20 protein-coding genes and 2 tRNA genes are annotated in these 18,362 nt (G+C 70.0%); 12 read left to right on the top strand and 10 right to left on the bottom strand.

Annotated features, from left to right (window positions below):
* Positions 1-19 precede the first annotated feature (19 nt).
* From J2X55_RS09865 to ligA, 3 genes are all read left to right on the top strand, one after another.
* Positions 20-1,204: a cysteine desulfurase family protein gene (locus tag J2X55_RS09865; RefSeq protein ID WP_309823155.1), complete on the top strand. Its 1,185-nt coding sequence runs from the start codon at positions 20-22 to the stop codon at positions 1,202-1,204.
* 9 nt (positions 1,205-1,213) lie between these two features.
* The gene (mnmA, locus tag J2X55_RS09860) at positions 1,214-2,311 is read left to right on the top strand and encodes a tRNA 2-thiouridine(34) synthase MnmA (protein WP_115918011.1); all 1,098 of its coding nucleotides are present in this window, start codon (positions 1,214-1,216) and stop codon (positions 2,309-2,311) included.
* 65 nt (positions 2,312-2,376) lie between these two features.
* Positions 2,377-4,824, top strand: coding sequence for an NAD-dependent DNA ligase LigA (gene ligA / locus J2X55_RS09855; protein ID WP_309823154.1), 2,448 nt, complete (start codon positions 2,377-2,379; stop codon positions 4,822-4,824).
* Between the two features lie 60 nt (positions 4,825-4,884).
* On the opposite strand, the gene J2X55_RS09850 is transcribed toward ligA, so the two are convergent.
* The gene (locus tag J2X55_RS09850) at positions 4,885-5,385 is read right to left on the bottom strand and encodes a hypothetical protein (RefSeq protein WP_115918012.1); all 501 of its coding nucleotides are present in this window, start codon (positions 5,383-5,385) and stop codon (positions 4,885-4,887) included.
* 136 nt (positions 5,386-5,521) lie between these two features.
* The gene (locus tag J2X55_RS09845; protein WP_309823151.1) at positions 5,522-7,201 is read right to left on the bottom strand and encodes a long-chain-fatty-acid--CoA ligase; all 1,680 of its coding nucleotides are present in this window, start codon (positions 7,199-7,201) and stop codon (positions 5,522-5,524) included.
* A 73-nt stretch (positions 7,202-7,274) separates the two neighbouring features.
* On the opposite strand from J2X55_RS09845, the gene gatC reads away from it, so the two are divergent.
* The 7 genes from gatC to J2X55_RS09810 all read left to right on the top strand — a co-directional run bounded on the left by gatC (position 7,275) and on the right by J2X55_RS09810 (position 13,447).
* On the top strand, positions 7,275-7,574 hold the full coding sequence (gene gatC, locus J2X55_RS09840) for an Asp-tRNA(Asn)/Glu-tRNA(Gln) amidotransferase subunit GatC (protein WP_056230955.1): 300 nt from the start codon (positions 7,275-7,277) through the stop codon (positions 7,572-7,574).
* Positions 7,571-9,091, top strand: a complete 1,521-nt coding sequence (gatA, locus tag J2X55_RS09835) for an Asp-tRNA(Asn)/Glu-tRNA(Gln) amidotransferase subunit GatA (protein ID WP_115918014.1) — start codon at positions 7,571-7,573, stop codon at positions 9,089-9,091. Before gatC ends, gatA begins: the two co-directional genes overlap by 4 nt.
* The gene (gene gatB, locus J2X55_RS09830; protein WP_309823150.1) at positions 9,091-10,605 is read left to right on the top strand and encodes an Asp-tRNA(Asn)/Glu-tRNA(Gln) amidotransferase subunit GatB; all 1,515 of its coding nucleotides are present in this window, start codon (positions 9,091-9,093) and stop codon (positions 10,603-10,605) included. The genes gatA and gatB overlap by 1 nt, the downstream gene beginning before the upstream one ends.
* Before the next feature lie 118 nt (positions 10,606-10,723).
* Positions 10,724-11,980, top strand: a complete 1,257-nt coding sequence (locus J2X55_RS09825; protein WP_115918016.1) for a DNA polymerase IV — start codon at positions 10,724-10,726, stop codon at positions 11,978-11,980.
* Between the two features lie 97 nt (positions 11,981-12,077).
* Positions 12,078-12,398 carry a hypothetical protein gene (locus tag J2X55_RS09820; RefSeq protein WP_246078284.1) on the top strand — a complete coding sequence of 107 codons (321 nt, stop codon included), beginning with the start codon at positions 12,078-12,080 and terminating at the stop codon, positions 12,396-12,398.
* A complete protein-coding gene (locus tag J2X55_RS09815; RefSeq protein ID WP_309823148.1) occupies positions 12,373-12,966 on the top strand; it encodes a hypothetical protein in 594 nt (197 codons plus the stop codon). Before J2X55_RS09820 ends, J2X55_RS09815 begins: the two co-directional genes overlap by 26 nt.
* Positions 12,967-12,982: 16 nt before the next feature.
* A complete protein-coding gene (locus tag J2X55_RS09810; protein WP_309823146.1) occupies positions 12,983-13,447 on the top strand; it encodes a hypothetical protein in 465 nt (154 codons plus the stop codon).
* Between the two features lie 12 nt (positions 13,448-13,459).
* Here J2X55_RS09810 and J2X55_RS09805 read toward each other — a convergent pair whose 3' ends face one another.
* From J2X55_RS09805 to J2X55_RS09780, 6 genes are all read right to left on the bottom strand, one after another.
* Positions 13,460-13,942 carry a DUF2017 family protein gene (locus J2X55_RS09805; RefSeq protein WP_309823144.1) on the bottom strand — a complete coding sequence of 161 codons (483 nt, stop codon included), beginning with the start codon at positions 13,940-13,942 and terminating at the stop codon, positions 13,460-13,462.
* On the bottom strand, positions 13,939-14,247 hold the full coding sequence (gene clpS, locus J2X55_RS09800; RefSeq protein ID WP_309823143.1) for an ATP-dependent Clp protease adapter ClpS: 309 nt from the start codon (positions 14,245-14,247) through the stop codon (positions 13,939-13,941). Before clpS ends, J2X55_RS09805 begins: the two co-directional genes overlap by 4 nt.
* Positions 14,238-14,579, bottom strand: coding sequence for a metallopeptidase family protein (locus tag J2X55_RS09795; protein WP_210112970.1), 342 nt, complete (start codon positions 14,577-14,579; stop codon positions 14,238-14,240). The genes clpS and J2X55_RS09795 overlap by 10 nt, the downstream gene beginning before the upstream one ends.
* Before the next feature lie 178 nt (positions 14,580-14,757).
* Positions 14,758-14,833 (bottom strand) — tRNA-His (locus J2X55_RS09790).
* Positions 14,834-14,869: 36 nt separating this feature from the next.
* Positions 14,870-15,496: an oligoribonuclease gene (gene orn / locus J2X55_RS09785; protein WP_115918021.1), complete on the bottom strand. Its 627-nt coding sequence runs from the start codon at positions 15,494-15,496 to the stop codon at positions 14,870-14,872.
* A 35-nt stretch (positions 15,497-15,531) separates the two neighbouring features.
* A tRNA-Arg gene (locus tag J2X55_RS09780) sits at positions 15,532-15,607 on the bottom strand.
* A gap of 101 nt (positions 15,608-15,708) precedes the next feature.
* On the opposite strand from J2X55_RS09780, the gene J2X55_RS09775 reads away from it, so the two are divergent.
* Positions 15,709-15,918, top strand: a complete 210-nt coding sequence (locus J2X55_RS09775; RefSeq protein WP_115918022.1) for a methyltransferase — start codon at positions 15,709-15,711, stop codon at positions 15,916-15,918.
* Between the two features lie 10 nt (positions 15,919-15,928).
* Here J2X55_RS09775 and J2X55_RS09770 read toward each other — a convergent pair whose 3' ends face one another.
* Positions 15,929-16,537 carry a hypothetical protein gene (locus J2X55_RS09770; protein ID WP_309823140.1) on the bottom strand — a complete coding sequence of 203 codons (609 nt, stop codon included), beginning with the start codon at positions 16,535-16,537 and terminating at the stop codon, positions 15,929-15,931.
* Positions 16,538-16,598: 61 nt separating this feature from the next.
* On the opposite strand from J2X55_RS09770, the gene J2X55_RS09765 reads away from it, so the two are divergent.
* Positions 16,599-18,017 (top strand): PLP-dependent aminotransferase family protein, encoded by a 1,419-nt coding sequence (locus J2X55_RS09765; protein ID WP_115918024.1) that lies wholly within the window; start codon positions 16,599-16,601, stop codon positions 18,015-18,017.
* A gap of 52 nt (positions 18,018-18,069) precedes the next feature.
* Here J2X55_RS09765 and J2X55_RS09760 read toward each other — a convergent pair whose 3' ends face one another.
* Positions 18,070-18,327 (bottom strand): hypothetical protein, encoded by a 258-nt coding sequence (locus J2X55_RS09760; RefSeq protein ID WP_103209032.1) that lies wholly within the window; start codon positions 18,325-18,327, stop codon positions 18,070-18,072.
* Positions 18,328-18,362 lie beyond the last annotated feature (35 nt).

The following is an 18,362-nucleotide window of genomic DNA, read 5'->3' as shown; positions in this document are numbered from 1 at the left end:
AGATACCGGGAGGGCGAGGATGCGGGTATACCTCGATCACGCGGCGACCACTCCTCTGCGTCCGCAAGCGCGCGAGGCGTGGCTCGCGGCACACGATGTGCTCGGCAACCCCTCGTCCATTCACGCCGCGGGGCAGGATGCCCGCCGTCTGCTCGAGGATGCACGCGAGGCCGTCGCCGCGGTGCTGGGATGCCAGCCCATCGAGGTGGTCTTCACGTCGGGCGGCACCGAGGCCGTGAACCTTGCTCTCAAGGGCTTGTGGTGGTCGCGTCCCGCGGAGGCGGACGCGATCGTCCTCCCCGACGGAGAACACCACGCGACGCTCGATGCGGTGGCCTGGCTCGCCTCTACGCACGACGCACGGGTGCGCGCGGTGCCCGTCGACACGCTCGGACGCGTCGATATCGAGGCCTTCTCGACCGCCCTGCCCGGTGCCGCCCTCGCCACGGCCCTCGTCGCGAGCAACGAGGTGGGAACGATCCAGGATGCCGCCGACCTCGCACTCCGCGCGAAAGAGGACGGAGTCCCCCTGCACCTCGACGCGGTGTCGGCGCTCGGACAGGTCGCCGTCGACTTCGCCGCGTGGCGAGGGGCGGGGTCGGACCCGTCCGGACTCGTGGCGATGTCGGTGTCGGCACACAAGGTCGGCGGTCCGGTCGGGGTGGGCGCGGCGGTCGTCTCGCGTCACGCTCGACTGACCCCCCTCGTCCACGGCGGCGGGCAGCAGCGCAGCCTGCGCGCCGGTACACAGGACGTCGCGGGGGCCGCCGCCTTCGCCGCCGCGCTGACCGCGGCCGAGCGCGAGCGTCACGACGAGGCGGCGCGGCTCACCGCGCTGCGTGATCGCCTGGTGGCCGGCATTCTGTCGTCCATTCCCTCGGCGCGGTTGCTCGGGCATCCCACCGAGCGCCTCCCGGGGAACGCGCACGTCCTGTTCCCGGATGCCGCGGGCGAGACGCTGCTGTTCCTGCTCGACATGGAGCAGATCGCGGTGTCGACCGGATCGGCGTGCCAAGCCGGCGTCGCGGAGCCGTCGCATGTGGTGCTTGCACTGGGGCTCGACGACCGCGCGGCCCGCTCGGTGCTGAGATTCACCCTCGGGCACACCTCCACGGACGCCGACGTCGACGCGGTCCTCAGCCGTCTTCCCGGCGCCTACGCCCGTGCCGTGGCATCCGGCGCCCGTTCAGACCGACGTTCGTAGACTGGGACGATGCGAGTTTTGGCGGCGATGAGCGGTGGAGTCGACTCCGCGGTGGCTGCGGCCCGCGCGGTGGAGGCGGGCCACGATGTGGTCGGCGTGCATCTGGCGCTCTCTCGCGCCGGCGGCACGCTGCGGGCAGGCAGCCGCGGGTGCTGCACGATCGAAGACGCGATGGACGCCCGGCGCGCGGCCGACAAGCTCGGCATGCCCTTCTACGTCTGGGACTTCTCGGAGCGGTTCCGCGATGACGTCATCGACGACTTCGTGTCGGAGTACCGCGCCGGACGCACCCCCAACCCCTGCATGCGCTGCAACGAGAAGATCAAGTTCGCCGCCCTTCTGGAGCGCGCGCTCGAGCTCGGCTTCGACGCCGTCTGCACCGGACACTACGCCACGCTCATCGACACGCCTGCGGGGCGGGAGCTCCACCGGGCGTCCGACAACGCGAAGGACCAGTCGTACGTGCTCGGCGTGCTCACCGCTGAGCAGCTCGCCCACACGTACTTCCCGCTCGGTTCGACGCCCTCGAAGGCGCTCGTGCGCGCCGAGGCGGAGGAGCGGGGACTCTCGGTCGCGCAGAAGCCCGACAGTCACGACATCTGTTTCATCCCCGACGGCGACACGCGCGGCTGGCTCGCCGACAAGGTCGGTGCCGAGCGCGGCGAGATCCTCGATCGCACCGGAGCCGTCGTCGGGACGCACGAGGGCGCGCACGCCTTCACCGTCGGTCAGCGCCGCGGCTTGCAGCTGGGCGTCCCCGCGGCCGACGGCAAGCCGCGGTTCGTGCTCGAGGTGCGCCCGGTCAACAACACGGTCGTCGTCGGCCCGAAAGAGGCGCTCGCGTGCTCCGAGATCGCGGGGGAGCGCTTCACCTGGGCGGGTCGGGCACCCTCGTCGACGTCTTTCGCGTGTCACGCGCAGATCCGCGCCCACGCCGATCCCGTCCCGGCGACGGCCGAGCTCGTCGACGGTGTGCTGACGGTGCGCCCGGAGACGCCGTTCGACGGTGTGGCGCCCGGGCAGACCGCGGTGCTCTACGACGGGACGCGCGTGCTCGGGCAGTTCACGATCGATCGCACGGTGTCGGCGGTTCCGGTCGAGGCCTGATGTCCGAGCCGTCGGGTCGTGCAAGGCCCTCCGGAGATGTCGGAACCCCTCCCTAAGCTGGATGAGTGACCGAGCACGATCAGCTTCCCGACCTCACTCTCGACGAGGCTCGCGCCGAGGCGGGCGACCTCACGCAGCGCATCGTCGGCGCGCGCGACGCCTACTACGGGCGCGATGCCGAGGTCGTCGACGACGCGACCTACGACGGGTGGATGCACCGGCTCGAGGCGCTCGAACGCCTCTACCCCGAGCTGCAGGGGCAGGACAGCCCCACGCTGTCGGTGGGCGCGGCCGAGGCCACCGATCTCGCGACGATCGAACACGCCGAGCGCATGCTCAGCCTCGACAACGTCTTCTCTCCCGAAGAGCTCCGCGACTGGGCCGTCAAGACCCAGGCTGCCGCGGGCCGCAAGGTGCACTGGCTGAGTGAGCTGAAGATCGACGGGCTCGCGATCAGCCTGCGCTACGAGAACGGCGTGCTCACCTCGGCCGCGACGCGCGGCGACGGGCGAGTGGGCGAGATCGTGACCGAGAACGCGCTGCGCCTGGCCGACATCCCGCGTGAGCTCTCGGGCGAGGGCCACCCCGCGATCGTCGAGGTGCGAGGCGAGGTCTTCATCCCCGTCGCGTCCTTCGAGGACCTCAATCGCAGGCAGGGCGAGCTCCGGGAGCGCGCGCTGGCCGAGGCGCGCGAGCGAGCGGCCGGTCGTCGCGGTGGACGCGCGTTCGACGAAGAGAAGGCCGAGATCGCCGCGGCGCGGCGGTTCCCCGCCTTCGCGAACCCTCGCAATGCGGCCAGCGGCGGTCTTCGTCAGCAGATCGAGAAGAAGAGCGGCCTCGAACTCGAGGCGGGGCTCGCGCGGATCGCCTCGCTCAAGCTCTACGTGCACGGCATCGGAGCCTGGCAGAACCCGCCCGTGGCCGCGCAGAGCGAGATCTACGACCTGCTCGCTTCCTGGGGCCTGCCCACCTCGCCGTACAGCCGCGTCGAGTCGTCGGTGGACGGGGTGCTCGCCTTCGTGGCGCACCACGGCGAGCACCGGCACGACGTCGAGCACGAGATCGACGGAGTGGTCGTCAAGGTCGACGAGCTCGCGCTGCACGACGAGCTCGGGGCCACCAGCCGCGCACCCCGCTGGGCGATCGCCTACAAGTACCCGCCCGAGCAGGTGAACACGAAGCTGCTCGACATCGTCGTCTCGGTCGGCCGCACCGGTCGTGCGACGCCCTTCGCGGTCATGGAACCCGCCAAGGTCGCCGGCAGCGTCGTCCGCCAGGCCACCCTGCACAACCAGGACGTGGTGAAGGTCAAGGGCGTGCTCATCGGCGACACGGTGGTGCTGCGCAAGGCCGGCGACGTCATCCCCGAGGTTCTCGGACCGGTGGTCGAGCTGCGTGACGGCAGCGAACGCGCATTCGTGATGCCCGCGGACTGCCCTGAGTGCGGCACCCCCTTGCGGCCGGCGAAAGAGGGCGACATCGACCTGCGGTGCCCGAACGCCCGTTCCTGCCCCGCCCAGGTGCGCGGACGCGTCGAACACATCGGCTCGCGCGGAGCGCTCGACATCGAGGCCCTCGGCGAGGTCACGGCGGCCGCGCTGACCCAGCCCGAGGTCCCCGACCGACCGCCGCTCGATACCGAGGCGGGACTGTTCGACCTGACGATCGACGAACTCGTACCGATCGAGGTGGTCGTGCGCGACTCCGAGACGGGGGAGCGGAAGGTCGATCCCGACACGGGCGAGCTCGTCCGGCGCCTGCCGTTCCAGAAGCTCTCTGCGGCGACCTACCCCCCGGGCACCGAAGACCTCGATCCGGCGGAGCGCCGTCGGCGCGGCATCCGCAAGGACTATCGCGAGGTCCGTCCCTCCGAGCAGGCAACGAAGTTGATCGCCGAGCTCGAGAAGGCCAAGACGAAGGATCTCTGGCGTCTGCTCGTGTCTCTCAACATCCGGCACGTCGGCCCGGTGGCGGCCCGGGCGCTCGCGCAGTGGTTCGGGTCACTGGATGCCATCCGCGCGGCGTCGCGCGAAGACCTCGCCGCCGTTGAGGGTGTGGGAGGGATCATCGCCGATGCCGTGATCGACTGGTTCGAGGTGGACTGGCACCGCGAGATCGTCGAGCGATGGGCGGCCGCCGGGGTGCGCTTCTCGATCCCCGGCCACCCCGGCCCGGGGGCGGCGGCGGCCGCGGGCGGGGTGCTGACGGGCCTCACCGTCGTCGCGACGGGCTCCCTCGACGGCTACACCCGCGAGGGGGCGCAAGAGGCCATCCTGTCGGCGGGCGGCAAGGCCGCGTCGAGCGTGTCGAAGAAGACCGACTTCGTCGCGGCGGGTCCGGGCGCCGGGTCGAAGCTGGCGAAGGCGGAAGAACTGGGCCTGCGGATCCTCGATGCCGCACAGTTCCGCATCCTCGTCGAGCAGGGCCCCGCGGCGCTCGACGCGGCGACGGGTGCAGCAGCCTCGGAAGCTTCTGAGGCCGACGCCGACGGACCGACGACGGCCGAGAACTGAGAAAGGAAGAGAGGGTGGGAGCCCGAGCCCCCACCCTCTCTCACCCTGCGAAGGGTCGCGTCAACCGGCGCAGGCTGTCGCGGCTTCGGTGAAGCTCGCCTGGAGCGTGCTGATCTGGTCGCTCAGGCCGCTGGCCTTGGACGGGTCGGCGATGACGGTCTCGAGGTACGCGGCGTAGTCGTTCAGCGCACCGCTGGCCTTCTGCGCAGGGGCCGCGATCTCCTCGTTCGTGATCGACGAGAACTGCGTGCCGACGTCGGAAGCGAGCTGCTTGAACGCCGTGAGAGTCGCCTGCGGGTCGGAGCTGTCGACCGTGCTGCCCGCACCGCTGACCGCCTGGAACTGCTCCCGGACGATGTCGCAGGCCTCGGCCTTGGACTGGTCTCCGGCGGCAGCCGCGGGCGTCGTGGGCGCCGTGGTTTCCTGCGTGGTCGTGGTGCCGCCGTCGACCGAGCTGTCGTCGCTCGACTCCGCGGTGTTCGATCCGCCGCCGGAGCATCCGGCGAGAAGGAGCAGCGCCGAGGCTGCGACGAGAGCGAACGGAACGCGCTTGGTGATCATGTGATTCCCCCCAAAGGTCACGTCCGGGCGCAACACGGCCCGGAGTTCTTCCACGCTATCGATGGCCGGTCGGAAGGCGCCAATTCGCCCGCACCCTTGCGCGGCAGGGCCGGGGTGTAGCAGGGGAGAGAGCCCTTCAGCCTCCGAGGAGCGTGTCGCGCACCTGGCGCCGGAGCACTTTGCCGATCAGCGAGCGCGGAAGCTCGTCGACGACGACGATGCGCTTGGGCACCTTGTAGGGGGTCAGGATGCCGCGCGCGAAGGCCCGGACCGCCTCGGCGTCGAACGCACCCGGTGCCGACGGCACCACCGCGGCGACGACGTCCTCGCCGGAGTGCTCGCTCGGCACGCCGACGACCGCGACATCCGCGACCGACGGATGCTGACGCAGGACGTTCTCGACCTCGGTCGGGGCGACGTTGAAACCGCCCGTAATGATGAGCTCCTTGATGCGGTCGACGATGCGGACGAAGCCGCCGTCGTCGATCGTCACGATGTCTCCGGTGCGGAACCACCCGTCGACGAAGACCGCCTCGGTCTCTTCGGGCTTGCCGTAATAGCCCGAGAAGACCTGGGGACCGCGGACCAGAAGCTCCCCGCGCTCGACATCGGTGCGGGGGTCGTCCGGGTCGACGACACGGCACTCGGTGCCCGGGAGGGGCAGGCCGACGGTGCCCGCGACGCGGTTGTCGGCGACGGGGTTGGCCATGAGAACCGGGGAGCACTCGCTCAGCCCGTACCCCTCGACCAGGAACCCGCCCGTCGCCTGTTCGAACGGCACGACGAGAGAGTGCGGGAGTGCCATGGCCCCCGAGATCGCGACGTCGGTGCCGGTGAGGGAGACGCCCTTCTCGTTCGCCGCGGCGAGCAGCCGCTCGGCGATCGGCGGCACGAGCGGCAGGAACGTCGCGGGGTGCTTCTTCGTCACCTCGAGCACGAGGCCCGGGTCGAACTTGGGGAACAGCACGAGACGCGCGCCCATCGACATCGCGAAGGTCAGGCAGAGCGTCAGGCCGTAGGCATGGAACATCGGCAGCACGGCGTAGACGACGCACCCCTCACCGCGCACGATCTGCGGCACCCACGCGCGCGCCTGTGCGGCGTTGGCGAGCAGGTTCGCGTGGGTCAGCATCGCGCCCTTGGGGGTTCCGGTGGTGCCGCTCGTGTACTGGATGATCGCCAGATCCGTCGAGCCCGGCCGCGGATGGGACGGAGCAAGGGGGGCGTGGCGCAGCAGGTCGGCCCAGTCGTCGGCATCCCGGGTCTTCGTCGTGAGGGCCGCGCGCGCTGCGCGTGCCTTGGCGACCGGCAGGCGGAGGGCGAGGCGGGTGCGCAGCGGCATGGCCGTGGTCACGTCGACCGACACGAGAGTGTCGACACGCAGATCGGCGGGGAAGTCCTGCACGGTGGCGACGACCTTGCTCCACACGATCGCGTGCTTCGCCCCATGGTCCTCGAACTGTTTGCGCAGCTCACGCGGCGTGTAGAGCGGGTTGTGCTCGACGACGACCGCACCCAGACGCAAGACGGCGTAGAACGCCACGATGTGCTGCGGGCAATTGGGCAAGACGATGGCGACGGGGTCGCCCGCCTTCACCCCGCGCTCCTCGAGAGCACCGGCGACGCGGGCGATCTCGGCGGACATCTCGGCGTAGGTGGTCTCGCGTCCGAAGAACTGCAGGGCCGGGGCGTCGGGGTAATCCCGTACCGAGGCGTCGACGATGTCGACGAGCGACCCGCTCTGGGGATCCAGGTCTTCGGGCACCCCCGCGGCATAACTCGAGGTCCAGGGGCGCGGCGGATCGAAGCTCGTCACCCGGCCAGCCTAGGGGCGGGTGCACGGCGGGGTCGAGGCGGGCGCAGCACTGCGCGCGAACTAGACTTGCGGGGTGTCTGAAATCACTCCTGATCTCGTGCGCCATCTCGGTGTGCTCGCCCGGATCCAGTTGAGCGACGAGGAGGTCCAGAGCCTGACCGGTCAGCTGGATGCCATCGTCGACAACATCGCGAAGGTGTCCGAGGTGGCGACCCCCGAGGTCGTCGCGACGAGCCACCCGATCCCGCTCGAGAACGTGTTCCGCCCCGATGTCGTGCAGCAGCAGCTCACGCGCGAGCAGGTGCTGCAGAATGCTCCCGACCAGGCCGACGGCCGATTCCGCGTGACCGCGATCCTGGGAGAAGAGCAGTGAGCGATCTGACCCGTCTGACCGCGGCCGATCTGGCCGCCAAGCTCTCGTCGTCCGAGGTGTCGAGCGTCGAGGCGACGCAGGCCCACCTCGACCGCATCGCCGCCGTCGACGGTGACGTCCACGCGTTCCTGCACGTGAGCGACCACGCTCTCGAGGTCGCGGCCGACATCGACCGCCGCCGCGCCGCCGGCGAGCAGCTCCACGAGTTGGCCGGCGTGCCGCTCGCGGTGAAGGACGTGCTCGTCACGACCGACATGCCCTCGACGAGTGGTTCCAAGATCCTCGAGGGCTACATGTCGCCCTACGACGCCACGGTCGTCGCGCGCTCCCGCGCCGCGGGCCTCGTGCCGCTCGGCAAGACCAACATGGACGAGTTCGCCATGGGCTCGTCGACCGAGTTCTCCGCCTACGGTCCCACCCGCAACCCGTGGGACCTCGATCGCATCCCCGGCGGCTCCGGCGGAGGCTCCGCCGCGGCCGTGGCCGCGTTCGAGGCGCCCCTCGCCCTCGGCTCCGACACGGGTGGATCGATCCGCCAGCCCGCGCACGTCACCGGAACGGTGGGCGTCAAGCCCACGTACGGCGGGGTGAGCCGCTACGGCGCGATCGCGCTGGCATCCAGCCTCGATCAGGTCGGACCGGTCACGCGCACCGTCCTCGACGCGGGGCTCCTGCACGACGTGATCGGCGGCTACGACGCGAACGACTCCACCTCGTTGTCGGACGAGTGGCCCTCGTTCGCCGCGGCCGCCCGGGAGGGCGCGACCGGTCAGGTGCTGAAGGGGCTGAAGGTCGGCGTCATCCGCGAGCTCGACGACCGAGGCTTCCAGAGGGGTGTGTCCGACTCGTTCCGCGCGTCTCTGGCGGCCATGGAGGCGCAGGGTGCCGAGATCGTCGAGATCAGCGCCCCGCACTTCGAGTACGGCGTCGCCGCGTACTACCTGATCCTCCCGGCCGAGGCTTCGAGCAACCTCGCGAAGTTCGACTCCGTGCGCTTCGGCCTGCGCGTGAACCCGCAGGGGGCCGCAACCGTCGAGAACGTCATGGCCGCCACCCGCGACGCCGGCTTCGGCCCCGAGGTGAAGCGCCGCATCATCCTCGGCACGTACGCCCTCTCGGCCGGGTACTACGACGCCTACTACGGCAGCGCCCAGAAGGTCCGCACGCTGATCCAGCAGGACTTCGACGCGGCGTTCGCACGGGTGGACGTCATCGCCACGCCGTCGGCGCCCACCACCGCGTTCCGCCTCGGCGAGAAGATCGACGACCCGCTGCAGATGTACCTCAACGACATCACGACGATCCCGGCGAACCTCGCCGGCGTCCCGGGCATCTCGATCCCGAGCGGCCTGGCCGAAGAAGACGGCCTGCCCGTCGGCATCCAATTCCTGGCCCCCGCCCGCGAGGACGCTCGTCTGTACCGCGTCGGCGCGGCGCTCGAGGCGCTCCTCGTCGACCGCTGGGGCGGACCGCTCCTCGACAAGGCCCCCTCCCTCACGAACGGAGCGTCGCTCTGATGGCGAAAGACGCACTCATGGACTTCGACGAGGCGCTCGAGCTGTTCGAGCCCGTCCTCGGTTTCGAGGTGCACGTCGAGCTGAACACCGCGACGAAGATGTTCTCGGCCGCGCCGAACCCCGCCAACGAGGCGAACCACGGTGCCGAGCCGAACACGCTCGTGGCGCCCGTCGACATGGGCCTGCCCGGAGCCCTGCCGGTGGTCAACGCCGAGGCGATCCGTTCCTCGATCAGCCTGGGCCTCGCCCTCGGCTGCTCGATCGCACCGTCGAGCCGGTTCGCGCGGAAGAACTACTTCTACCCCGACCTCGGCAAGAACTACCAGATCTCGCAGTACGACGAGCCGATCGCCTTCGAGGGCTCGGTCGAGGTCGAACTCGAGGACGGCACCATCGTGACGGTGCCGATCGAGCGAGCACACATGGAAGAGGATGCCGGCAAGCTCACCCACATGGGCGGCTCGACCGGTCGGATCCAGGGCGCCGAGTACTCGCTCGTCGACTACAACCGCGCCGGCGTCCCGCTCGTCGAGATCGTCACCAAGCCGATCTTCGGCGCCGAGCACTCCGCCCCGGCCCTTGCGAAGGCCTACGTCGCGACGATCCGCGACATCGTGCGCGGTCTCGGGATCTCCGAGGCCAAGCTCGAGCGCGGAAACCTCCGCTGCGACGCCAACGTATCGCTGCGCCCCCGCGGGCAGGAGAAGCTCGGCACGCGCACCGAGACGAAGAACGTCAACTCGATGCGATCCGTCGAGCGCGCGGTCCGCTACGAGATCCAGCGTCAGGCGGCCATCCTCGCCAAGGGCGGCACGATCACGCAGGAGACCCGCCACTGGCACGAGGACACCGGCCGCACGTCCCCGGGTCGTCCGAAGTCCGATGCGGACGACTACCGCTACTTCCCCGAGCCCGACCTGCTGCCGGTCGTGCCCGCGCCCGAGCTGATCGACGAGCTGCGCGCTGCTCTTCCCGAGCCCCCGGCCGCGCGCCGACGCCGTCTGAAGGGCGAGTGGGGCTTCACCGACCTCGAGTTCCAGGACGTCGCGAACGGCGGTCTGCTCGACGCGGTGGCCGACACCATCGCCGCGGGAGCTGCGCCCGCATCTGCGCGTAAGTGGTGGACGGGTGAGATCACCCGCGTGGCCAACGCGCAGGAACGGGACGCCGCTGATCTCGTGTCGCCCGAGAACGTCGCCGCGCTGCAGAAGCTGATCGACGTCGGAACCCTCACCGACAAGCTCGCGCGTCAGGTGCTCGAGGGCGTCATCGCCGGCGAGGGTACCCCGCAAGAGGTCGTCGACGCGCGCGGCCTCGCCGTCGTCTCCGATGACGGAGCGCTCATCGCCGCGATCGACGAAGCCCTCGCGGCCCAGCCCGATGTGCTCGCCAAGATCCGCGACGGCAAGGTGCAGGCCGCCGGTGCCGTCATCGGTGCGGTCATGAAGGCGATGAAGGGCCAGGCCGACGCCGCGCGCGTGCGCGAGCTCGTCCTGGAGCGCGCCGCTCAGTAGGACACCGGATGCCACGACCTCGACCGTCTCGTACGGCTCGGGGTCGTGGCATCCGTCGTTCCGGGCTCCGACGCCCGCACCGGGGCCGATGTCGGAGGTCCGGGAGAGAATGGATGCCATGGGACGAGGCGACGGATCAGGACGCATCGTCTCGCGCCCCGACGCCGACGACACGGGTACCGGCATCCTGCACGTCGACATGGATGCGTTCTTCGCGTCGGTCGCCGTGCTCGACGATCCCTCGCTCGCGGGGAAGCCGTTGATCATCGGCGGGTCCGAGGGCCGCGGTGTCGTCTCGAGCGCCTCGTACGAGGCGCGCCGCTACGGGGTGAGATCGGCCATGCCGGTCGCCATCGCCCTGCGCCTCTGCCCGACGGCGATCGTCGTGAACCCGCCGTACCACCGGTACACCGAGATGTCGCGTCAGGTCATGGCGATCTTCCACGACGTCACGCCGCTCGTCGAACCGCTGTCGATCGATGAGGCCTTCCTCGACGTCCGCGGCGCACGCCGGCTGTGGGGGAGTCCCGGCAGGATCGCTCGCGATCTCCGCGCCCGGGTGAAGGCCGAGACGGGTCTGACCTGCAGCATCGGTGTGGCCGCCACGAAACACGTCGCCAAGATGGCCTCGACGATCTCGAAGCCCGATGGACTGCTCGTCGTCGCCGCCGCCGACACCGAGGCCTTCCTCCGGCCTCGCTCGGTGCGCGCGCTGTGGGGCGTCGGTCCGAAGGCGGCCGAGGCGCTCGAATCACGCGGCATCCGTCTCGTCTCCGACATCCTCGACACCCCGCGGCACGCGCTCGACCAGGTCCTCGGGTCGGCGATGGGGGAGCGCATCTGGCACCTCTCCCGCGGGATCGACGCGCGCGAGGTGCACACGGGGCGTTCCGAGAAGAGCATCGGACACGAAGAGACCTTCCACACCGACATCTCCGACACACGCCTGCTGCACGTCGAGCTGAGACGATTGGCCGACCGCGTCGGAGCCCGCCTCCGCGGCCAGCAGTACGAGGCGTCGACGATTTCGATCAAGGTCCGCTTCTCCGACTTCACGACGCTGAGCCGCTCGCGAACGCTGAAGGAGCCGACGTCCGTCGGCCAGCGCATCGGCGACGCCGCGATCGAGCTCTTCGACTCCCTCGATCGTCGTCAGGCCGTGCGCCTGGTCGGTGTGCGCGGCGAGAAGCTGAAGCCCGCGGCGATGGCCGCGACCCTGTGGGACGACGATGCCGAGTGGCGCCGCGTCGAGGGAGCTCTCGACGGCGCGACCGCGCGCTTCGGCCGCGGGGCGGTGACGAGGGGATCGCTCCTGGGCCCGTCGCGCGGCGGGGGAGCCCTGCCGACGAACCCGCGACCGTCCTACGACCACTGAGGCGACGCCGGGCGCGGTCCGTCGTGGCCGGTGGCACGGGCGGACACCGGATGCAACGCCCCTGGGCCGGTCGCCGGCGGGCCGCTACGGTGGGCTCATGCCCAACATCGCATTGGAACTCGGCAAGCAGGCCACGAGCTTCGGCGTCACCTCCGCCTACGGCGAGCAGCAAGACGTCGACGGCGTGCGCATCGTCCCCGTCGCCCTCGTCTGGGCCGGATACGGCGGCGGCTCCGACGAGCAGGGGAACGGCGGCGGCGGCGGGGGCGGTTACACCCTTCCGCTCGGCGCCTACATCCGTCGCGGCGACGACCTGCGGTTTGACCCGAACCTCGTCTCGCTGCTCGCCGTCGGCATCCCGTTCGTGTGGGTGGCCGGTCGCGCCCTCAGCCGTGTCATCCGCGCTCTCAAGAAGTAGCGCAGACCCGGTCGACGACGCCCTCACCGCGGCCGTGGCCGCGGTGTCGGCGCGCGTCGTCGCGGTGGGCGCCGCGAACCCGGTCGTCGTCCTCGACGGCCGCAGCGGCGCGGGGAAGAGCTCGCTGGCCCGGCGCCTCGTCGCGGCGTGGCCCGGGCGCGGTCGCGTTCAGCTCGTCGCGCTCGACGATGTCTACCCGGGGTGGGACGGGCTGGCCGACGGCGTCGACTACGCCCTGCGGACGATTCTCTCGCCGCACGCGCGCGGTCTCGTCGGCGTCTGGGAGAGATGGGATTGGGAGACCGGCTCGCGCGCAGAGGCGTACGCCGTCGATCCCTCGCTGCCGCTGCTCGTGGAGGGCGCCGGTGTTCTGACGCCCGAGGTCGCCCGGGTCGCGGACGTGTCGGTCTGGGTGGACGCCCCGCTGTCGTCGCGGAAGCCGCGTGCCCTCGGCCGCGACGGCGATACCTATCGCCCCCACTGGGACCGGTGGGCCGCGCAAGAGGAGCACCACCTCGCCGCCCACGATCCGGCGCACCTCGCCGATCTCGTCGTATCGGTCCCGTGACGATCGGGAACACGGCATGGCGCAGTTGAGCAGGACGAAGCGCGTGTGGCTCACGTCGATGGGCATCGTCGTCGTGGTGGCGTCGATCTCGTCTCGTGCGGTCGCAGAACCGCCTGCCCCGCTCGAGCGCGAGGGCGACCGGGCCGCGTCGGCCTACGCGGACGGGGAGGTTCTCGAGCAGCTGCGACGGCTGGCCGCCGTCCCCGGTGAATCCTCTCGCGACATCGCCGCCTTCCTCGCCCATCCCGCATCACCCGGGGAGACGCTCTTCCCCTTCGACCTGCTCCTGCTGTCGCAGAAGGGCCACGAATTCGTGACGGCCGCTTATCGATTCGAACGGGATGCCAGCCTCATCTGGCGGACGGGCGACTACTGGGGGCGTGTCTGCCGGCAATACGTGGTCCAGCCACCTCGTGTCACGAGTGAGACCGTCGAGTGTCCGCCGAATACACCGGAATGGCCGGCCGGTCGGGGCGACTGACGAGAACGGGCGTCAGGACCCGTCGAGTGCGGCCACGAGACCGTCGAGGCGGTAGCCGATCCAGTCGTACACCCCGTACCGGGGATCCTCGGGATCGTGGTCGTCGTCGTTCCGGATGCCGAGACGCGTTGCCATGACCAGCCGCAGAGCCGACAGGGTCCGCATCCAGGCGAGCGCCTCCGTCTCACCGAGGGCCACGGCGATCGTCGCGTCGGGGTCGCTGTCGGGATCGAGGTCGGCGCCGTCGAGCCCCAACGTGTGCAGCACCGTCGCGACATCCTGAGATCGGCGTTCGAGGATGTCCGCGCCCGTGAGACGACGGAACTCGCGGCTTGCGGCGGCGTCGTCGGGGTAGGCGTCGGGAAGCAGGCGTTCGATGGCGGGGTCGTCCTCGGAGCGTGAGTCCGCCAGCAGATCGCGGAACTGGCCGACGATGCCGGCCAGGTGAAGAGCCTCGAGCCCGCTGATCTCGAGGACGACGATGCGCTCGCTCACGCGGGATCCTTTCGGACGGTGGCCCACAGGCCGAAGTCGTGCATCGCCTGCACGTGCGCTTCCATGACCTCTTGGGGCCCGCGGGCGACGACCGCATGACCGTCGTGGTGCACCGCGAGCATCAGTCTCTTCGCGGTGGGGGCGTCGTAGCCGAAGTACGTGCGGAAGATGTGGGTGACGTAGCTCATGAGGTTGACGGGGTCGTTCCACACGACCGTCTGCCAGGACGACGGGGGTGCGGCGGACAGGTTCGTTTCGGGTTCGAGGTCGAGATCGGGAGTCGTCAGGCCTGCCATCATGCCCATCCCAGTTCGTGCAGGCGCTCGTCGTCAATTCCGTAGAAGTGCGCGATCTCGTGCACCAGCGTGGTGTGAATCTCGTCTCTCAGCTCGGTCTCGTCGTCGCACGCGGCGAGGTGCGGCTCGCGGTACAGGATGATGCGGTCGGGGAGTTCGCCGACCCCATACCGCTCGCGCTCCGTGAGCGCCCAGCCGTCGTACAGCCCGAGCAGATCGAGCGAGCCGTCCTCCGGGCGGTCTTCGACGACGAAGACCACGTTGTCGAGCCCGTCGACCATGTCATCAGGAAGGCGGTCCAGCTCGTCGACCACGAGCTTCTCGAACGTCGTGGCGTCCATCTCGAGCGCCGGGCGCGCGTCGACGTCGTCGTTCACGGCGGGCCTCCCGGGGGTCTCGAGCCGTCAGCGGGAGGCCGGCGTCTCTCTTGGCATCCCTCGTCGATTCTACGGCTCGGGGGAGTGCCGGTCTCGAACGACGAAGGCCCGGAGAGCGATGCTCTTCCGGGCCTTCGAATGTTGGGGTGGCTAACGGGACTTGAACCCGCGACCCCCGCGACCACAACGCGGTGCTCTACCGACTGAGCTATAGCCACCATGTGCCTGCCGAAGCAGACAACTGAACGATTATGTCATACGTCCAGCGCGAACGACGACACGGCCGACGCCGAGACCGCCTTCGCCTCTTCGCTCGTGGGGCCCGGCTGCGGCACGAAGACCGCGGCGCGGTAGTACGCGAGTTCGCGAATCGACTCACGGATGTCGGCGAGGGCACGGTGCCCGCCGTTCTTGGTCGGCGCCTGGAAGTAAGCACGCGGATACCACCGGCGCGAGAGCTCCTTGATGCTTGAGACATCCACGTTGCGGTAATGCAGCCAGCGGTCGACCCGCGGCATGTACTTGGCCAGGAACATGCGATCGGTACCGATCGTGTTGCCGGCGAGGGGTGCCTTGCCCTCGACAGGTGCGAAGCGCTGGATGTACTCGAGCGTCTGGAACTCGGCATCCGCCAGGCTCACGCCGTTCGGGATCTCGTCGAGCAGTCCCGACGAACGGTGCATGTCGGTCACGAACTCGCCCATGTTGGCGAGGGCGGAGTCGTCGGGCTTGATGACGATCTGAAAACCGGGATCGAGCACGTTGAGCTCGAAATCGGTGATGACGACCGCGATCTCGACCAGCTCGTCGACGCCGAGGTCGAGGCCCGTCATCTCGCAGTCGATCCAGACGAGCCGGTCGTTCTCGGAGGCGTTTACCATCCCCACATTCTAGTGAGGGGTACCGACGCCGGCCCTGGTCCCCCAGACACGATTCGAACGTGTGACCGGCGGATTAGAAGGCCGCTGCTCTATCCACTGAGCTACTGGGGGTCGCTCTCAGGATATCGTCCGACCTCGCCGCGCCGAACCAGCCCCTGGTGCGCCCGTCCGGGCGGCGGTACATTCCCGGCATCGAGAGCAAAGGAGCACTCATGTCCGAGACGGCGACACGACGTATCTGGGTGGCTTACGGGCCCAATGGTGTGGTCGGGAAGATCCAGAAGGATGCCGATGGCTACCGCGTCCACATGGCGGGGAAAGACGATCCGCTGGGCGTGTATCCGACGATGGAGATCGCGAAGAATGCCGTGCACTCGCACCTGAAGCCCGGGAGCGAGCGGCCGGAGTTCCGCGAGCACTGAGGTCGTGCGGTCAGGCGTTCGCCACGTCGTGGCGACGCGCTACGGGCTGCGGTGTGGCCAAGAGCGGGAGAGCGAGGTGGACCAGCGGGCCGATCCCGACGGCGAAGACCACGGTGCCGATTCCCACGGTGCCGCCGAGGAGCCATCCCAGGGCCAGGACGGATCCCTCGACGGACAGTCGGCACGCCCAGATGGGCCAACCGAAGCGCGCGTTCATTCCGGTCATGAGGCCGTCGCGCGGTCCGGGTCCGAAGTGGGCTCCGATGTAGAGACCGGATGCCACGGCCACCAGCACGACGCCGAGCACCAGCATCAGCGCCTGGAGCCAGAACGCGTCGGGGTGGGGGAGGAACCCGAGGGTGAGCTGGAGGCTCGTGCCGACCAGCAGGATGTTCGCGACGGTTCCGACACCGGGCTTCTGTCGCAGCGGGATCCACAGGAGGAGGACGCCCAGGCCCACGATGTTGGTGATCCAGCCGATGCCGATTCCTGAGACGCGCGACAGTCCCTGCGCGAAGACGGTCCAGGGGTCGACACCGAGACCGGCGGCGACGGTGACGGCACAGCCGAAGCCGTACAACACGAGTCCGACGAAGAGGCGCACGATCCGAGAAGGCATGGGCCAATCCAATCATCAGATTGGCTATCGACAAGGATGCCAATTTGACTATCGTGGCCGTATGGACTCCCGCGTATCCGCTCGCACCCTCGCTTCCTCTCTCGGCGGCTGGCGGGGGAACGGCCCGGCGTACGAAGCACTGGCGGATGCGGTCCGCCTGCTCTGCCTGGACAACCGCCTCGCCCCCGCCACCGCGCTTCCCGCCGAACGCGAGCTCGCCGCAGCCCTCGGGGTGAGCCGGACGACCGTGGCGGCCGCGTACCAGAGCCTCCGGGACAGCGGGCACATCGAGAGTCTCCGCGGCAGCGGCAGCGTGACCCTGCCCCTGCGCCGCACGGATCCCGGTCGTCACGAGCCCGACGCCGAGACCATCGACTTGCAGCAGGCGAGTCCGGCGGCGTGGCCCGGCCTTCCGGGAGTCATGGCCGAGGTCGTCCACGACGCTCCCGCGCTCGTCGCGCGGATCGGCTACGACGTCGTCGGCGACCTTGGGCTGCGTTCGGCGATCGCCGACCACTATCGCGAACGGGGCTTCGCGACCTCCCCCGACCAGATCCTCGTCACCACGGGCGCGCAGAGCGCCATCCACCTGATCGCCTCGGTGCTCCTTCACCGTGCCGACCGGGTCATGATCGAGACGCCCACCTACCCGCACGCCGCTGATGCCTTCCGCCGCGTGGGCGCTCGCCTGGTGGGTGTGCCCGTCGACTCCGCTCACGGATGGGACCTGGAACGAGCGGAGCAGACATTCGCGAGAACTCTGCCCTCGCTGGCGTACCTCATGCCCGACTTCCACAACCCGACCGGGCGCACCATGGACATCGCCGAGACGGAGGCATTCCTGTCCGGCGCGCGGTCGGTCGGCACGCTGCTGGTGATCGACGAGACGACGGCCCAACTGGACATCGACCGAGCAGCAGGCCCGGCGCCCTTCGTCGACGACGAGCGCGTCATCCGTGTCGGATCCCTCGGCAAGACGGTGTGGGGTGGGTTGCGCGTCGGATGGGTGCGGGCCGCCCCCGATATCGTCCGCCGATTGGCGAGCGGTCGTCCGGTACACGACCTGGGGACCCCCGAACTCGAGCAGGCCATCGCTGCTCGGCTCATTCCTCGTCTCGGCGAAATCGCCGCACAGCGAGGGACGCTGCTGCGCGCGGGTCGTGACGGTGTCGTCGAGGAACTGCGCCGGGTGTTCCCCGAGTGGGACGTTCCGGAGGTTCACGGGGGTGTGTCCCTGTGGGTCGGGATCGGAGAGCCGCTGAGCACTCCGCTGGTCATGGCGGCGCGTGCTCGAGGACTCGCTCTGTCGGCCGGTTCTCGGTTCGCGGTCGAGGGCGGGCACGATCGACGGCTGCGGGTGCCGTTCACGGCGTCGCCGGCAACACTGCGCCGAGCGGTCGGCATTCTTCGTGAGGCGTGGGACGACGTGCGAGGGGGGAGCGCGGTGACGTCACGCACCGACTTCGCGACGGTGGTGTGACGACCGTTGCGCTCCCGTCGGAGGTGCGGCGCCGCGCCCACCGGCTGACGGCTCAGCGCAGGTAGCGCAGGCACTCGACGGCGTCGGCGGACGACCAGAACTCTCCCAGCCGTCGGAAGCTGCCGGAGGCGGTGTGGAAGCGCTCCGCGGCATAGCGCCAGCCGCCCTCGGCGGCGATCGCGCGAACGTGGCCGACCACGATGCCGCGCGGGTCGGCGATGCGCCACAGGCCCGCGGCGACGTGCGTCGCCGCTCCCCACCCGGCCGGACGCGGAGCCGGAGCGAGGTCGTTCCACAGTGCGGTGCTCATGCCATGACGGTAGAACCAACCTCCGACATTGACGG

It is taken from the genome of Microbacterium sp. 1154, from assembly GCF_031455375.1.
Taxonomy (GTDB): domain Bacteria; phylum Actinomycetota; class Actinomycetes; order Actinomycetales; family Microbacteriaceae; genus Microbacterium.
The sequence above is the reverse complement of the archived record's forward strand: the minus strand, read 5'-3'. Positions and strand labels throughout refer to the sequence as shown.

What these genes read in the sequence shown, in the direction of transcription:
- J2X55_RS09765 (WP_115918024.1), top strand. Translation starts at nt 16,599, where the DNA reads ATGGACTCCCGCGTATCCGCTCGCACCCTCGCTTCCTCTCTCGGCGGC.
- J2X55_RS09825 (WP_115918016.1), top strand. Translation starts at nt 10,724, where the DNA reads ATGGGACGAGGCGACGGATCAGGACGCATCGTCTCGCGCCCCGACGCC.
- gatB (WP_309823150.1), top strand. Translation starts at nt 9,091, where the DNA reads ATGGCGAAAGACGCACTCATGGACTTCGACGAGGCGCTCGAGCTGTTC.
- mnmA (WP_115918011.1), top strand. Translation starts at nt 1,214, where the DNA reads ATGCGAGTTTTGGCGGCGATGAGCGGTGGAGTCGACTCCGCGGTGGCT.
- orn (WP_115918021.1), bottom strand. Translation starts at nt 15,496, where the DNA reads ATGGTAAACGCCTCCGAGAACGACCGGCTCGTCTGGATCGACTGCGAG.
- J2X55_RS09850 (WP_115918012.1), bottom strand. Translation starts at nt 5,385, where the DNA reads ATGATCACCAAGCGCGTTCCGTTCGCTCTCGTCGCAGCCTCGGCGCTG.
- clpS (WP_309823143.1), bottom strand. Translation starts at nt 14,247, where the DNA reads ATGGGCATGATGGCAGGCCTGACGACTCCCGATCTCGACCTCGAACCC.
- J2X55_RS09760 (WP_103209032.1), bottom strand. Translation starts at nt 18,327, where the DNA reads ATGAGCACCGCACTGTGGAACGACCTCGCTCCGGCTCCGCGTCCGGCC.
- J2X55_RS09865 (WP_309823155.1), top strand. Translation starts at nt 20, where the DNA reads ATGCGGGTATACCTCGATCACGCGGCGACCACTCCTCTGCGTCCGCAA.
- J2X55_RS09775 (WP_115918022.1), top strand. Translation starts at nt 15,709, where the DNA reads ATGTCCGAGACGGCGACACGACGTATCTGGGTGGCTTACGGGCCCAAT.
- J2X55_RS09810 (WP_309823146.1), top strand. Translation starts at nt 12,983, where the DNA reads ATGGCGCAGTTGAGCAGGACGAAGCGCGTGTGGCTCACGTCGATGGGC.
- J2X55_RS09795 (WP_210112970.1), bottom strand. Translation starts at nt 14,579, where the DNA reads ATGGACGCCACGACGTTCGAGAAGCTCGTGGTCGACGAGCTGGACCGC.
- J2X55_RS09820 (WP_246078284.1), top strand. Translation starts at nt 12,078, where the DNA reads ATGCCCAACATCGCATTGGAACTCGGCAAGCAGGCCACGAGCTTCGGC.
- J2X55_RS09770 (WP_309823140.1), bottom strand. Translation starts at nt 16,537, where the DNA reads ATGCCTTCTCGGATCGTGCGCCTCTTCGTCGGACTCGTGTTGTACGGC.